Source organism: Armatimonas sp. (assembly GCF_043757465.1).
In the GTDB taxonomy this organism is placed as follows: domain Bacteria; phylum Armatimonadota; class Armatimonadia; order Armatimonadales; family Armatimonadaceae; genus Armatimonas.
Genome location: NZ_JAYVPL010000126.1, coordinates 1 through 15,415 on the forward strand (window position 1 = coordinate 1; position 15,415 = coordinate 15,415).

13 protein-coding genes, 1 pseudogene and 1 CRISPR repeat array are annotated in these 15,415 nt (G+C 59.5%); of the genes and pseudogenes, 4 read left to right on the plus strand and 10 right to left on the minus strand.

The window, feature by feature from the left end; translation table 11 throughout:
- The first annotated feature begins 19 nt into the window (after positions 1 to 19).
- Positions 20 to 2,806: a CRISPR direct-repeat array (repeat unit 37 nt; unit sequence GTTGCACCCGGTCTTCGGATCGGGTGAGGATTGAAAC).
- Positions 2,807 to 3,036: 230 nt separating this feature from the next.
- The 4 genes and pseudogenes from ACH2ED_RS17365 to ACH2ED_RS17380 all read right to left on the minus strand — a co-directional run.
- A pseudogene (locus ACH2ED_RS17365) lies at positions 3,037 to 3,540 on the minus strand (polysaccharide deacetylase family protein); the annotation flags it as partial.
- Between the two features lie 23 nt (positions 3,541 to 3,563).
- Positions 3,564 to 4,655 carry a glycosyltransferase family 4 protein gene (locus ACH2ED_RS17370; protein ID WP_395093862.1) on the minus strand — a complete coding sequence of 364 codons (1,092 nt, stop codon included), beginning with the start codon at positions 4,653 to 4,655 and terminating at the stop codon, positions 3,564 to 3,566.
- Positions 4,655 to 5,743: an LptF/LptG family permease gene (locus ACH2ED_RS17375; RefSeq protein ID WP_395093864.1), complete on the minus strand. Its 1,089-nt coding sequence runs from the start codon at positions 5,741 to 5,743 to the stop codon at positions 4,655 to 4,657. The genes ACH2ED_RS17370 and ACH2ED_RS17375 overlap by 1 nt, the downstream gene beginning before the upstream one ends.
- 4 nt (positions 5,744 to 5,747) lie before the next feature.
- A complete protein-coding gene (locus ACH2ED_RS17380) occupies positions 5,748 to 6,857 on the minus strand; it encodes an LptF/LptG family permease (protein WP_395093866.1) in 1,110 nt (369 codons plus the stop codon).
- Positions 6,858 to 6,937: 80 nt separating this feature from the next.
- Here ACH2ED_RS17380 and ACH2ED_RS17385 point away from each other — a divergent pair, with 80 nt between their 5' ends.
- From ACH2ED_RS17385 to ACH2ED_RS17400, 4 genes are read left to right on the plus strand one after another with little or no spacing between them, the layout of a single operon-like run.
- Positions 6,938 to 7,765: a hypothetical protein gene (locus ACH2ED_RS17385; protein WP_395093868.1), complete on the plus strand. Its 828-nt coding sequence runs from the start codon at positions 6,938 to 6,940 to the stop codon at positions 7,763 to 7,765.
- Positions 7,766 to 7,768: 3 nt separating this feature from the next.
- On the plus strand, positions 7,769 to 8,371 hold the full coding sequence (gene nadD / locus ACH2ED_RS17390) for a nicotinate-nucleotide adenylyltransferase (RefSeq protein ID WP_395093869.1): 603 nt from the start codon (positions 7,769 to 7,771) through the stop codon (positions 8,369 to 8,371).
- A gap of 7 nt (positions 8,372 to 8,378) precedes the next feature.
- Positions 8,379 to 8,891, plus strand: coding sequence for a ribosome silencing factor (gene rsfS, locus ACH2ED_RS17395; protein WP_395093871.1), 513 nt, complete (start codon positions 8,379 to 8,381; stop codon positions 8,889 to 8,891).
- A gap of 9 nt (positions 8,892 to 8,900) precedes the next feature.
- Positions 8,901 to 9,875: a hypothetical protein gene (locus ACH2ED_RS17400; protein ID WP_395093872.1), complete on the plus strand. Its 975-nt coding sequence runs from the start codon at positions 8,901 to 8,903 to the stop codon at positions 9,873 to 9,875.
- Between the two features lie 19 nt (positions 9,876 to 9,894).
- Here the strand turns inward: ACH2ED_RS17400 and ACH2ED_RS17405 are convergent, their stop codons facing one another.
- The 6 genes from ACH2ED_RS17405 to ACH2ED_RS17430 are packed head-to-tail and all read right to left on the minus strand — an operon-like array spanning position 9,895 to position 15,302.
- Positions 9,895 to 10,986: a Gfo/Idh/MocA family protein gene (locus ACH2ED_RS17405; protein ID WP_395093874.1), complete on the minus strand. Its 1,092-nt coding sequence runs from the start codon at positions 10,984 to 10,986 to the stop codon at positions 9,895 to 9,897.
- 38 nt (positions 10,987 to 11,024) lie between these two features.
- On the minus strand, positions 11,025 to 11,678 hold the full coding sequence (locus tag ACH2ED_RS17410) for a response regulator (RefSeq protein WP_395093875.1): 654 nt from the start codon (positions 11,676 to 11,678) through the stop codon (positions 11,025 to 11,027).
- Between the two features lie 6 nt (positions 11,679 to 11,684).
- A complete protein-coding gene (locus ACH2ED_RS17415; RefSeq protein ID WP_395093877.1) occupies positions 11,685 to 12,749 on the minus strand; it encodes a histidine kinase in 1,065 nt (354 codons plus the stop codon).
- 53 nt (positions 12,750 to 12,802) lie between these two features.
- Complete coding sequence (locus ACH2ED_RS17420) at positions 12,803 to 13,561, minus strand: hypothetical protein (protein ID WP_395093879.1); 759 nt, start codon at positions 13,559 to 13,561, stop codon at positions 12,803 to 12,805.
- Positions 13,551 to 14,795, minus strand: a complete 1,245-nt coding sequence (locus ACH2ED_RS17425; protein WP_395093881.1) for a rhomboid family intramembrane serine protease — start codon at positions 14,793 to 14,795, stop codon at positions 13,551 to 13,553. The genes ACH2ED_RS17420 and ACH2ED_RS17425 overlap by 11 nt, the downstream gene beginning before the upstream one ends.
- 60 nt (positions 14,796 to 14,855) lie before the next feature.
- Positions 14,856 to 15,302 (minus strand): hypothetical protein, encoded by a 447-nt coding sequence (locus tag ACH2ED_RS17430; RefSeq protein WP_395093883.1) that lies wholly within the window; start codon positions 15,300 to 15,302, stop codon positions 14,856 to 14,858.
- Positions 15,303 to 15,415 lie beyond the last annotated feature (113 nt).

Here is a 15,415-nt window from a genome sequence, read left to right on the forward strand (position 1 = left end):
CCGCTGCAACGCCCCCTAGGTTGCACCCGGTCTTCGGATCGGGTGAGGATTGAAACTCCACCGTGACCATGGTCGTGGTCGAGGGGACAGTTGCACCCGGTCTTCGGATCGGGTGAGGATTGAAACGCCAGCGAGTCTCTCCCATCCTCTTGCCCACCAGGTTGCACCCGGTCTTCGGATCGGGTGAGGATTGAAACTTCGTTGACATCAAACGTCGGCACGATCTCTTTGGTTGCACCCGGTCTTCGGATCGGGTGAGGATTGAAACACTTTGCCGGTGGGGTTCCTGCGGTGCAACGAACGTTGCACCCGGTCTTCGGATCGGGTGAGGATTGAAACGTAAATCCCTGAGAGTCATGCCTGAATTATCGCACAGTTGCACCCGGTCTTCGGATCGGGTGAGGATTGAAACTCCCCCGCCTCACGAAACGCCCAGTGCCCCGTCGGCGTTGCACCCGGTCTTCGGATCGGGTGAGGATTGAAACATTTTAACACACTGGAGCCCTGGAAGCGCAGTGGTGCAGTTGCACCCGGTCTTCGGATCGGGTGAGGATTGAAACCCTTTAAGCGAGACGCCATCCTCAGCCAGCTTCTGTTGCACCCGGTCTTCGGATCGGGTGAGGATTGAAACTCGAAATCCTGGCACAGTCCGCCGCTCTGGATACGTTGCACCCGGTCTTCGGATCGGGTGAGGATTGAAACCCCTTTACGCCGCCAGCCAGGCGCGAATGTCGGTGAGTTGCACCCGGTCTTCGGATCGGGTGAGGATTGAAACTGCGGTGGCCTCGTCTTCGGCGGCGGGTTTTGCCTGGGTTGCACCCGGTCTTCGGATCGGGTGAGGATTGAAACAACGAAGGGATGCTGTTTCGGACTTGGTACACGGCAGTTGCACCCGGTCTTCGGATCGGGTGAGGATTGAAACGTTTCTGCCGATGTAGGGAATACCATCCTCATAACGTTGCACCCGGTCTTCGGATCGGGTGAGGATTGAAACATGACAACGCTGGCCAGTAACCCATTCCCTAATGTTGCACCCGGTCTTCGGATCGGGTGAGGATTGAAACATTCAGCGCTTGCTGGACTCTTGGGAAAAGTGGAGTGTTGCACCCGGTCTTCGGATCGGGTGAGGATTGAAACGGTGAGATTCTGGGCTGTCAATGATGTAGCGTTTTGGAAGTTGCACCCGGTCTTCGGATCGGGTGAGGATTGAAACACCCGCCCCACGCTCACCCTCCGCCGCTGGAATACCGGTTGCACCCGGTCTTCGGATCGGGTGAGGATTGAAACAGACGACGGCGATGCTTTTGTCCTGTGCGCAGCCCGTTGCACCCGGTCTTCGGATCGGGTGAGGATTGAAACGCCCACCAAGCGCACCAGGCCACCAGGCCGCAGAGGTTGCACCCGGTCTTCGGATCGGGTGAGGATTGAAACGACGGTTGCGGCGGTGACGGTAGACATAAGAGGTGTTGCACCCGGTCTTCGGATCGGGTGAGGATTGAAACTCAACCTGGCTGGATCTCTGCTCTTTGAGCGCTCCCGTTGCACCCGGTCTTCGGATCGGGTGAGGATTGAAACAGCTGCTGCGACCTGCTCGGGTGTCGGCTTTGGAGTTGCACCCGGTCTTCGGATCGGGTGAGGATTGAAACTGGCGAGCTTCCTGCTTCGGCTCCCGGTCTCTGCCGTTGCACCCGGTCTTCGGATCGGGTGAGGATTGAAACGCCAAGCTGCGCCGCTCCACCGCTCCACCGAGCGCGTTGCACCCGGTCTTCGGATCGGGTGAGGATTGAAACTCGCATGTGTCCTGGCTGTGGTCGTGTGTCGCTGTGTTGCACCCGGTCTTCGGATCGGGTGAGGATTGAAACTTTTTTGGTTTTGCGCTGCTTGATTTCAGCCTCGACGTTGCACCCGGTCTTCGGATCGGGTGAGGATTGAAACAAGCGCCCCAAGTACTTGCCCGTCGTGCGAGCGATAAGGTTGCACCCGGTCTTCGGATCGGGTGAGGATTGAAACTCCTTCGGGAAAGCTCGTAGAGAATCCGGGAACGGTCGTTGCACCCGGTCTTCGGATCGGGTGAGGATTGAAACATGAATTTCCTACCGCGAAGGACGCTCCCGACCTGGGGTTGCACCCGGTCTTCGGATCGGGTGAGGATTGAAACTCGGCTACCGGCTCGACTTCGCAGGACTTTAATGAGGTTGCACCCGGTCTTCGGATCGGGTGAGGATTGAAACTTGCAATCCTACGAAATATCGCAGTTTGCCCATAAGTTGCACCCGGTCTTCGGATCGGGTGAGGATTGAAACTGTTTCCGTCTCTCCAGCCGTCAACGCGTCTATGAGTTGCACCCGGTCTTCGGATCGGGTGAGGATTGAAACCCTAAAATCAATGCCTCCCGGCAAAACTCGGGCGTTGCACCCGGTCTTCGGATCGGGTGAGGATTGAAACTCCGTGGCCCGTGAAATGCCGTAAATCTCGGCTTGGCGTTGCACCCGGTCTTCGGATCGGGTGAGGATTGAAACACCCTGCCGGTTCTGGTGCATCTATACCGGATAGCGTTGCACCCGGTCTTCGGATCGGGTGAGGATTGAAACCCGGCGTGGTGGGCTTTGGCACAGGGGTAACACGGGGGTTGCACCCGGTCTTCGGATCGGGTGAGGATTGAAACATCCTAGCACCTTACACTGAGTGGCTCCCCGTGGTTGCACCCGGTCTTCGGATCGGGTGAGGATTGAAACTGATTCCATCTCTCCAGCCGTCAACGCGTCTATGGTTGCACCCGGTCTTCGGATCGGGTGAGGATTGAAACTAGGGGGAGAAGCGCTTGTCTTTGCGGTTCTCGACGCGCCAGCGGAAGTTGAGCGCACCGGGGCCGTAGGTGAGCGAGAAGGGAGGGACGTGGTAGATGGAGACGCGGGGGAGGCGCAACAAGTCTTCTCCTGTTGCCAGCACCCGTCCGTGCTGAGTGGTGGTCGCGGTGACAAAACCCGCCTCACGGACGAGCGCCACTACCGAGTCGTTGAAGTGACCGTAGGGATAGCAAAAGTGGCGCACAGGGCGCTGGAGCTTCTCTTCGAGCTGCTGCTTGCTACGGACAATCTCCTCACGAGCAGCCTCAGCAGAGAGCTGGTCGAGCTTGGGATGGGTAGCAGTGTGCGCTCCAAACGTGATAAGGGGGCTGGCAGCAAGCTGGGCGATCTCAACTTCGCTGAGTAGCGCCGTTGCTTCATAGCCCTCCGGCTCCACCCATATGTTACGACTCCCGAGGCGCTCGCTGACAAGATAGATCGTGTAGGGCCAGCCCGCTTCGGTGAGCACGGGGTGTGCATTGCTTAAGACATTCTGGTAGCCATCGTCAAACGTGAGGGCTATCGGCTTGGGAGGGAGCGGGCCGCCCGAGAGACCGGCGACGAGCTGATCTAAAGAGATCGCTTCGAAGCCGAGTGCTTTAAGTTCTTTAAGTTGCCGCGCGAACTCTTTAGCGGTGACATAGAAGTGCTTGTATTTATCGGGGCGCACGGCACTCTCAACGGCATGGTACATCAGGATGGGGATTGGGCGAAGGCTCACTGGGCGACCTCCTTGTAGAGTGAGCACAGCTCCGTGAGCTGGCGCTTCGCAGAGAACTCCTGATGCATGCGCCGCTGCGCCGCTTGGCCCAGGCACTGCCGAAGAATGGGATCCGTGAGCAGGCGCTGGAGGCGTTCCAGGAGCTGTGCATCGTCGCCAGGTGTGACGAGAAAACCTGTTTTTTCATCGTCCACCACCTCCGTACATCCTCCAATTTTAGTGGCGACCACAGGGACGGAGGCCGCGCCCGCTTCCGCCAGTGCCAGGCCAAACGCCTCCTCGCGGGGCAGGTGTACTAGGATATCCAGGGAGCGCATGACGGCGGGAATCTGATCGCTCATGCCGACCACAAGGCTGCGTTCAAGTAGTCCCTGGGCCGCGAGCTCTTGCTGGAAGTCCTTGTACGTAAGCTCCAGAGCATCGGGGCCGACAAAGACAAAGTGGAGCTTTGGAAACTGAGCCGCGAGTGTCGCTGCCGCCGGAAGAAACCCGCACTGGCCCTTCGTGGTGAGCCGTCCCACCATCCCGATGACCAGAGCATCATCGGGAAGCTTCCACTGTGTACGCAAGTTACTAGGTGCCAAAAAACGTTCCGTCTCGATGCCATTGTAGATCCGACGCACCAGCCCTTTTCGGAGTGGGTGCCAGCGTTCCAGTTCTTGTTGTGCAAAATCCGAGACCGCAACAATCGCTTCCACTTGACTGAAAAAATGCCCTGCCAGACGCAGGGGTTCACCCAGTGGCCGCACGACGTGGACATGGAGGATCACTGGGCAGCGTGCTAGCTTTCCCGCGAGTGTGGCGGTGACAAAGTCCCGGCGGGCGTGGCTGTGTAGGATGTGCGCATGACAGGATTTCAGGAGCCCAACAAGCCGCAGCATCGCGCGAAGATCACCACTGTTGCGAAGATGAAAAGGAACCGTTGGAAGTTGGCGGGCATGGCTGGTGTGCTCGGTAAAGCTGTCGGGAGGACAGGCTATACAGAGCGTGCCACCGTGCGCCTGGTACGCCGCTGCCAGCGCGACCGTATGGCGATCCGCGCCGCCATGGTTGCGCGAGCTAGAGAGGACGAGGACACGAGGGAGCATCAGTCCGACCTTGCCAGTAGCAACAGAGCGACGAGGATAAAGAGCGCATGGGTAGAGAAAGCACAGACCACGGGGGGAACCCAGCCCGAGAGCGCCACGGATTTCATGAGAAGAACCGTATTCCACCCCACAAAGACAATAATTACCGAGAGCAAGACACCCGCAAACGAACCCGCCTTTGAGAAGCGGACACACAGCGGCGGCGCACAGAGGGCAAAGACAAAGCACATGCCCGAGAGCGCGAGCTTGAACCAGCGCCCCGTCTCATACTCAAGCGCTTTTCGCCTATCGCCTTTACGCCGGGCTATCTCCGCCGCTTTGGTCAGATCTGTGAAGGATAGTGCTGTCTGGAAGCTCTGCTGGAGGCTCCAGAAGGGCAGTGCCCCGGAGAAATCCGTACGGGCATCCACAACCAGGCTCGGGTGCGCCAGCTGGGCGACGAGCTTGCCGTACGCATCGTAGCGGTGCTCCGTGGCGTTTTGCAGTGTCCAGCGACCGCTGGATCCCTCGTAGGTGGCCTCCGGGGCGAGCAGGATACGCTGCTTCTGGAGGAGACTGACGGTACTCAACCCCCAAAGGGACTCCCCTTTTTTCTGACCGCGCTCGAACTGTACCAGCCACTCCCCGTTCGCCCCTCCCCGAGTTGCCTGCCCCGCCTCGACAGCCCCCAGAGTGCTGGGTTGCATACCCGCAAACTCCTGGTTTTTCTTTACTGCCTGGGGCTGAAGCGTATTGGCCGTGTACAGTCCGGCACCGGCAAGTAGTAAGCCGGCGATCCCAAAGGGGAGGAACAAACGGACAAGGGGCTTTCCCGTTCCCCGAAGCACTGTCAGCTCATTGTCGCGCGTGAGTCGGTTGGTTGCCAGCGCGGCTCCTAGTGCCGTTGCGACCGGCAGGGCCATCTCCAGAACATTGGGCAGGTCCCAGAGAATCTGAGTGAAGAGCTGGGAGAAAACGCCACTCTCACGCGCAAGCTGTGTGGCGACCTGCTGGAACCGGAGCGCAATCACCAGAAGCATGGACGTTAGCAAGCCAACCAGAAATGCCTGGAGGAACTCGCGGAGTACATAGCGGTCGCAAAGGGTCACAAGGCTACTCCAGCTTCCTCAGAAAAGTCAGGGCACCAACCGTAAAGAGAGTCGCGGGGAGCAGCGCAGCGGGAAGCGGGGGCACCCAGCGGTTCAGCGCAATTACTTCCGCGCCCGTAAGGGCCAGGATCGCAAGAAACACGATAACCAGTGCGAGCATCAGGGCTGCAAAGGTTCCCGCGCGGGCAAAACGAATTGCCAGCGGCACCGCGAAAAGGGCGAGCGGAAGGCACATCAGGGGCAGCCCCAGCTTGCCCCAGCGCTTCACTTCATAGACAACGGCTCGCTTGGGATCGCGCTCCTCACGGGCACGCTTCAGGAGCTCCTCACTGGGCAAGTTTTCCAGTTGATCATCCCCCACAAAGCCGTAGCCTTTTTGTTTCTCTAGGATAACAGAGATCTCCTCCGTACGCGCAGTGAGGTTGTAGTCCGCCGTGCCATTGGGGTGAAAGGCATGCACCACGACATCGTTGAAGGTGAACTGCTGGGCACGGTACTCACCACGGGCAGCATTGCTGATGCGAGGGGGTGCTCCCGTAGTGCGCTCTAAAACAGTGGCATCGTACACCACAAAGGTCTTCTGGCCGTCGGGGGCTTTCTTCCCCTCAGCCCGAGCGAAGCTAAACACATAGCTGTCTATCTCGATCGTGGTGGCGCTCTCAATCACATTCTCGGGCAGGTTCGTGAGGATCTTTTGCACATCACGCTGCTCCTGCCAGGCCCAGGGAACAACCCGCTCAAATAGGTAGATTCCCGTCGCCGACAGAGCAAGCCCCACAACGGCCAGCGGTGCAAAGACTCGACGCAGGGAGACTCCCGATGCACGAAGCGCCGTCAGCTCGCCATCGCGCGCAAGACGGCTCGTGGCCAGGCTCGCGCCCACAGCGGCGGCGATGGGAAGTGTCCGTACTAGAACGGTGGGAATATTAAAGAGGAGCACCCGCGCCACATAACCCACTGGCCACTTATCCTGAAACATTCGATCCAGGAGCTGATAGAGCGTGTTACCCACCAGCATCAGCAGGAAGGCAAGGAGTCCGATCAGCACAGGGACGATCAGCTCGGAGAGAAGAGATTTATCAGTCAGGCGCATCGTAGTCCCAGAAAAAGACATCTAATAGAAACAAGTGTAGCATATCTACCTGAGGTGCAGGTGTCACACGTGCTATAATTAAGAGAGAGGTAATCACTTAAGTGGCGGACGAAAACACGGTAGGCTCGCGGCTGACGCTTCGGCCCGAGGAGCCTGAAGTCAAAACGGTACGCATCCCGCTTCCTCCACAGCTCAAAGCGGATGAGGAGCAGCTGCGGGAGGCGGAGCATGCGGCTGAGGCAGTGGGACAGGCTGCACTGCTCCAACACGCAAGGAAGGGAGCAAACCGTCCCGCGCCGATCACGCGTGCGGTGCCACCCATCCTGGAGACGGTGATCACGGCGGCAAAACAAAAGAAAAATGCTTCTCCACAGAAGTGCACCGCCTGCCAGACACCGATTGCGCCGGAGAACGCTGAGTTTTCGTTCTGTACGCACTGTGGTGCCGATCTGCCCAAGGCGAGCCTGAGCCTCGAAACGACCCCTCTCACGGAGACCAAGCCACCGCAGCGCCCTGCCTTGCCCCCCGAGGAATTTCTTGCCTATGGGGTTCGCGATCCTCGTGCCACGGTTCGCAAGATCGCGCAAGTGCACGCGGGCGCGGGGCAAGCGCAACAAACGGGCACGATGGCTACCAAAACAGTGACATCGCCGCAGATCGAGATCGAGTTCCGTCGTGAGATAAACCCCACCGTCCATGCGATTCTCGCGTTTCTGTTTCCCGGGGTGGGGCAGCTGCTCAATGGCCAGGTCGGTAAGGGGATCTTGCTGATTCTCGCGGCTTTTGTCGCCGTGAGCCTGCTGAAGTTGCAGCCCTTTGGACTGGAGCTGCTGATCGCTCGTGTCCTGATCGGGCTGGATGCCTACCGGATCGGGGAGAAGCGTCGCAATGGCCAAAAGGTCGGCGAGGGCGACTGGGATATCGCATAATCCGTGGAGAAGATCGGTGTTTTCGGTGGCACCTTCGACCCGATTCACTACGGGCACCTGCGGATCGCCGAGGAAGCACGGGATCGGTTTGGCCTCTCGCATGTTCTTTTTGTCCCCAATCAGGTCTCACCCTTCAAAGTGGGAGACACCGCCACCACAGCGGCTCTCCGTGCGGAGCTTGTGCGGGTTGCCATCGTCGGTAATCCGGCTTTTGGCCTCTGGACGGGCGAGCTTGAGCGGGAAGGCCCAAGCTACACCGTGGAGACCCTGCGGGCACTGACAAAGAAATTTCCAGCGGCACAGCTCTACTTCCTTACCGGAACGGATGCGGTGCGCGATATTGGCAAGTGGCGCGCACCCGAGGAGTGCATTACACTGGCGCAGTTTATTGCCTTTCATCGCCCCGGTGTCACCGAGAGCGAGGCGCGTTTTGGAGTGCCGGATCATCTGGAGCCGGGTATTACCTTTGTGGAGATGAACGGGCTGGATATCTCATCCACCGAGATCCGGGAGCGCGTGCGGGCGGGACGCTCGATTCGTTACCTCGTGCCCGAGGGTGTGATTGCGTTGATTGAGGAGAAAAAGCTCTACCGCGTGGTAGAGTAAGTGCTAAATGTCGAATAATACAATGTTAGATTCCCAGACCAAGGCCCAGATTTTGCTGGAAGCCATCGAAGACCGCAAGGGTCACGAGCCCATTTTGCTCGACCTGCGCGGGAAAGTCAATGTCGCAGATTTCTTCTTGATCGTCACCGCGACCTCCCTTCCGCACCTGCGGGCGCTTGCCGAGAATGTCTTGGAGCGTGCCAAAGATGAGCCCGGTATGGCGAAACCGAACGTCCAGGGCGAGGCCAGTGTGGAATGGGTGCTGATGGACTTTGGCGATGTGGTAATTCATCTGATGAGCGAGGAAGCCCGGGAGCGCTACAAACTGGAGCAGTTCTGGACAACTCCGCAGCCCAAGGGCGCTTTGCCACCGGTGCCAGGAACTGTTCTGCCCGAGACGCCTCAGAATGCCTGGGACATTGAAGAAGACGATGACGAAGAGGATGCGGAGGACGATGTGGCGTTCTTTGCTTCCCTTGATCTGGAAGTGGAACCAATAGACGAAGATATCGTCGAATAAGTACTCCTTATGAGCGACACGGCAGAACCAAGCGATCCGGCAGAAAAACCGATCTTCTGCGCCAACTGTGGCGAGCGTAACCCCAGAGCCAACAAATTCTGTGGTTCCTGTGGCACGCTCCTGTTTCTGCCGCCGACAAACGCGGCCAGCGCCGCGCCCGCTCCGATTGCGACTCCCGCTCCGATTGTTAGTCCTACTCCTGCGGCTATTGCGACTCCCACTCCTCAGCCTGATGTTAGCATTCCCGACGATCCCCTTGCACGAGAGCGGGAGCTAGAGCGGCTACTGACACGGGCCAATGTGGAGCGGGCGCGGGCACTGATCCGCGACTCCCGAAAGACTCTAAACCAGGCACTGGTTCTTGCCGAGCATGTCTCCGCGTCCGCCGCCGCCCCGGTCTACGAGCAGCTCGGGGATCTGTTGGCGGCGGAGGAGCGGCTAGACGAGGCAAAAGTCAACTACGAGAAAGCGCTCGAACTCTCCACGGGGAAGCGTCCTTCGGCAGAGAAGAAACTCGCCGAGGTGAGTTTGCGCCTCTCCGATCAGTCGGCGATGGAGCGCCTCGGCGGTGTGCTTGGTCCCAGTGAAGATCTCGTTGATGTTTTGCGCATGCCGCGCAGTGGAAACCGCCATGCGGGGATCGCGATGATGCTCTCGATTGCGCCGGGCTTCGGTCAGTTCTACTGCGGACAGGTCATCAAGGCAGCGGTGATCCTTGGGATTTTTTTGATCTCACTTTTTCTTGTCATGCTCATGGACTATCAGGCGCTCTTTGCGCATCTGGCCAATACGTTTGCGATGGGACGAGGAAAGCTCAAGACATCTGCCCCGAGTACGACGACGGTAGTTTTTGCGGTGATCGCCTTCTGTGCCTGGCTCTACTCCATCGCGGATGCCCCGTTCAGTGCCGCCAAGACCGACACCCTCGACACGCCTGGTCTCCTGCCAACCCCGATGGGCAACCGGTCCGGCTGGGAGCCGTAGGGGACTTCAGCCTCCGCACTCAGTCCAGCAGTGCCACCGTGCGTTTTTCTTGTGCGGAGAGCATCGCGCTGTCCACGATCTGCTGACCGATACGGCAGAGCGTGGGATCGAGTGGGCCGTGGAGCGGGCAGCCGGTTTCCAGATGGTGTATCAGGTGCTCGATAGGATTGCGCCAGCCGGGCGAGAGAGTATCCACGGGAATCTCGTGTGTCTCCGGTTGCTCTCTTGTCTGAACCCGAACCACCCGCTCATAATCGTAGCTGGAGAGGGTGCCGTGCGTGCCGCGTACCACGAAGCCGCACTTAGGCTGGGGCTGGAGGGTCCAGGGATCCGTGAAGGTGCCCCAGCGGGTCTCGAACTTGGAGAGGCCGTAGGGGGCGGCGTACCGGCAGACCGTGATCGAGTGCTCATCTACGTCTAGGCCCGGTTTGCTATCCGTCACGCAAGTCACCTCGAGCGGTTTGCGGCCATCCATAAACCATGCTCCCAGGGTGACCCCGTAGCCCAAGTAGTCCTGCAGCGAGCCGCCTGCCGCCTCTTTCTGGTACCACCATGACTCAGATTTCTGCCGATTGGCTTCGTCCTCAGTGATCTCGACTTTATCAGCAATATGGCGCAGCGGCCCCCGGTTACCGTCGTAGTAGTGCACCTCGGTCACCTCACCAATCAGGCCCTCGGTGATCGAGCGTTTCGTGGTGACATGGGGCGGGTACCAGGCGAGCGGCCAGTTAATGATGAGGGTCTTGCCCGTTGGTGCCATCGCCGCGATCATTTTATCGGCGTCGGCCAGGTTCGCCGCGAAAGGTTTCTCCGCCAGAATATGCACTCCGTAGGGTGCGGTATCTACGACAGACTGCCCATGCTCGCCCGTTTTGGGGCAAAGAATAACAATATCGGGCTTGCTGGTCTCAAGGCACTCTCGCCAGTCCGTGAAGACTTTTTCTTTGGAGAGGCCAAAGCGTGCAATCGTATCTTGCATGCGCTCACGGCTGACATCGGCGATCCCGACGATCTCTGCACTGTGGTGCTCACTCACTTGGCGGAGCAGATCCCCCATGTGCATGTGGTCGAAATTCACCCCGGCGACGCGATAAAGAGGACGGTTTGGCATGCGCTAGGATACGACGGGGCCTTGGTCTTTTCCTGCCGCTAACGCGTCATGATACCTTCGCGCCAGGCGTAGACAGCGGCCTGGGTGCGATCCGTGACGTGGAGCTTGGCGAGGATATTGCTGACATGGCTCTTGACCGTTTTCTCGGAGACGAAGAGCTTCTCTGCAATATCTGTGTTGGAGAGACCATCCGCGATGAGTCTGATAACTTCAAGCTCGCGGTTCGTGAGAGGAGACTCGGAGCCGCTGTGCTCGGTTGCTTTTCTTTGACCCGTGACCGCTTTCATCATCTGCGCGGCAATCGCGGGCGAGAGGGTGACTTCGCCTATGGCGGCTTTACGGATCGCGGTAGCGATCTCGCCTGCTGCGGCATCTTTTAGTAGATACGAGAGTGCCCCGGCGCGGATGGCGGGGAGAACGTGCTCGTCCTCGTGGTAGCTTGTCAGGACAATCACCTGGGTACGTGGGCTGATGACCTTCACTTGGCGGGTTGCCTCGACTCCTCCCATGCCGGGCATGAGCAAGTCCATCAAGACAATATCGGGAGCCAGGCTCTCGCAGAGCCGGACTGCCTCTTCCCCACAGCTTGCCTCGCCGACAACCTTGATATCGGGCTGGGTGTCTAGAAACGCGCGAACCCCCTGCCGTACAATGGCATGGTCATCCGTCAGCAGTACCGTGATCTCTTCCATGAGGACTTAAAGCATCCGGATGGCGTCTTCCATCCCTAGGAAATCATCCATGCGCGCCGGACGCGCCACGGAATCGCAGCGCACGACGATGCAGCAGCCCGCGCCGGGGGTGCTCAGAAGCTGGAGACGACCGCCGGGCAGGCCCTGAGCCCGCTCGCGCATGGTGTGCAGCCCGAAGCCCTCACCGCCACAGAGCCGTCGCTGACGGGCATCGAAGCCGCGCCCGTTGTCGCGCACAAGAAGCCGCACGCCACCTGCATCGTCGCGCCGTAGGGAGACCTCCACCCGCGTTGCTTCACTGTGCTTACTGGCATTTGCAAGGGCTTCTTGCGCGACTCGCAGGAGGCCGTTCGTTGCCTCGGGAGAGAGAGGAGGCAGCTCGTCGCTCTCGAACGTGGTCGGGATACTGTTGCGGCGGCTCCAGTCGCTGACATGTCCCTTGAGCAGGATCGCAAGAGGAGCACCCTGCGCACTCACGGGCCTTAGCTCCTGAAGCACCGCGGTTAGGTCACGCTGTGCTTGCTGCGCAAGATCATTGGCTGCATCAAGCCGCGCGAGCGCCTGGTCAGGCTGCGCGGGCAGGAGGGCTTTGGCGGCTCCGATCTGCATGGAGGCGGCAAAGAGGTGCTGCTTAACCGTATCATGAAGGTCTCGCGCGAGGCGGTTGCGCTCCTCCAGGGTGGCCACATCCTGGCGAAGTGCCATGAGATCACGAAGCTCCGCGGCCATCCGGTTGAGGCGATTGGCCAGCATGCCCATCTCATCGCCTGCCTCAGGGGCCATCGCAGTGAAGTCGCCACGGGCCCAGGCATCCGCTGCCTGCGTCATTGCATCGAAGCGCCACGCCAGCCGTCGTGCCGAGAGATACCCCGAGATCCCGGCCACAACTCCCGACGAGAGCGCGAGCACGAGCGCACTGGGAAGAAGCTGCTCCAGGAAGTTGGAACGGGGATGGTTTCCAAAGAGGGAGACCAGAACAAACAACCCCAGGGTAGCCAGGGCTGTGGTCAACGCCGCCTTGACGTGTGACTCTTTAAGCTGCGTGCGCAGGCGAGGGTAGTGCGCTTTCATAGGGCTATTGTACGTCACTACCCCTTTATTCCCCTCGGTCTGTGGACGGATTTTTACCGATCTTCGGCAGCGTGAAGAAAGACTTCCTCAAAAGGGGTATCGGTGGGGACGATAAGATACTCCATCTGGTAGCGCTGTGCGAGCTCGGCAAGGCGCTGGCGGATGTCGTCCTCCAGACGAAGCCCCTGGCTACCCTCTTGCATCTCGGAGCGATCCATGAGGTGGATCAGGACGATGCGTGCTTCGCCTGTCAGGAGCGCAAGGGCACCCCACTCCCAGTTGCGATCACGAAAATCAGATAACAACAAGATCAGGGAGCGGCGGGCTGTCCGTCGGATGCGCTTTCGCAGAGCCCAGGCAAAGTTTCGTGTTCCTCCCGCACGGAGGGCCTCAAGGTAGTGGATCAGCCCTTCCATGTCCTCAGGGCGGTTGACGACGGGGCTTCGTTGTCCCCGCGCAGGAGCCAGTGTTGTTACCTCAAAGCGCTGGTCACGCAGGGTTGCGGCGTAGCCCAGTGCAGCCGTGAAGCGCCGTGCGAAGTCAAATTTCCGCGACGGCTCCGGGGGGGTGTACCCCGAAAACGTCATCGCGAGCGAGGCATCCAGCAGCACATGTAGTGTTGTGTTCTCCAGACGAAATAATCGGATTAAGAGGCGCTCCAGACGAGACGACTTCCGGGTGGGCTCCGTTCGTCGCCCAAGACGAAAGGGGGAGTCGCTTCGGGGCGTCCGCCGTCCGGTATGTCGGCCCTCGGTATCGCTCTCGGGAAGGGCCGTCTCCAGCCGCTGCACAAACTCTGGATCAAGAAGCATTCTGGTTTTCCGTAATCATTCCTCGAACATGATTGGCCCACTCGGAGGTGGGATAGAGCCGTAAGAACTCCGCAAAGATCGCGAGGGCATTGTCACGCTGGCGCAGCTTCTGAAGATGCAATTTCCCCAGTTTTAGCATCCCCAGCTCGGCATCCTGGGTATGCGGGAAGTCTCTGCAGAGGTTCGCCAGCGCCTGCCGGGTAAGCTCGTACTGCTGGGCATTTTCACAGGCGCTCGCCACACGTTGCAGAAGGCGCACCGGAAGCGAGACACGCAGCAGGTTCCTCTGGGCATCACTGTAGACCCGTGCCACCGCGGCCGCGTTGCCTTGCTTAGAGAAGATATCAAGCGCCTCGGTAAAGTACCGATGGGCAGCTTCCTGGTCACCCAGGCGGATCTGCACCAGAGCGAGTGTGTGTGCCAGGCCCCCGTCCGTGGGAGTGCGTACCAGAAGCTCGCGGTAGTAGCGTGCCGCTGTAGGCAGATCGCCTTGAGCCAGTGCTGCCTCCGCATCTTCGATACCGTACTCGCGGGCGCTCTGTTCTAGCACCCGCAAGGGGAAGGCGATCCCCAGGCCAAAAAAGAAGCCCGCGAGGTGTGCGGTATAGGCCACTTGATCCGCACCCGGGGTCACCAGGGAGCGAATCGCGAGAAAAATCTGGAGCACCATTACGATACTGACCGCGATGGCGGCAGGGACGGCAGGAATCCCGAAGAGCCGCACTCGGGTTCGCCAGAAGCGTATGGCAAAGAGCCCCAGTACCGCAAAGATGGCCCCCGACGCACCAATAAGCGACTCCTCGGGTGCCGCGACCGGGAAAAAGGCATTGGTAATCAGCACATGCGCCAGCCCGGCCACCAGTGCCCCCGCAAGGTAGGCCACGAGATACGCCACGTTGCCCAGCGCCTCTTCAAGATGCACCCCGATGACATAGAGCGTGATCATATTGCCCAGGAGATGGAAAAGATCGCTATGCACAAAAGCGTAGCTAATCAAGGGGAGAAACTGAAGGTGCCCACGCATCAGTCCCCAGCTTTGCACGACTTTCTCGGAGATCACGAGCCCCTCGGTGGGGGATAGGTTGCCAAAGAAAATCACGGAGTTGATCGCGAGTAGTCCAAGGGTGACGAACGGAAAGTTTGCCACGCCAGCACGCCGCCGCCGTAAGGGCAGGATTGGCGTAAACAGCAAGACCACCAGAGCGATCAGAAGCAACAGAGCCAGAAACAGCATGGATTGCTGCCTAGTATACAGCCTCACTCACAGGATTGCAGGGGCGACCGTAGGAGCTGTCTAGCTTTTCCACCAGCCCGCACCGCTGGCTGAGGCTTCTTCTGAACGGGGCAGGCTGGGGCGACGGTGGCGGAAGTGGGCGACGCTGCGCTCAAACTGGCCGGGGTCAGTCGGGGGGAAGAAAAAGAAACCACGACGGTGACGGATTCGGTAGTGCCCTTGCGCGGTCATGGAGAAGGTCTGCTCCTTGGGGGGCCAGCACACCCAGCCTTCCATGACCAGGGTCTTACGGCTTACCGGCTCGATGCTCTCGATCTCGCTCCAGGGTATCGTCTCCGTGGGGGCCAGCAGGCGCTTGATGTGCACGCCACGCGTGTCGAGCTCTAGGCGGAGCACGCTGATCTTACGGAGCATCAGAAGAAAGGCTAGCGGCCCCAAGAGCGCTAGGAAACCACCGCGAGGGTCGGCGAAGAGCACGCTTCCCAGCCAGCCAAAGAGTACCACCATTGCGAGCATTGTCAGCAACTTTAGTTTCCGCTAATTGGGGGTAGTTTGCATGGCATGGCCAAAGACGATACAAGAGCTTATCAGAACACAGGAAAGACCTTTGACCATGCCAA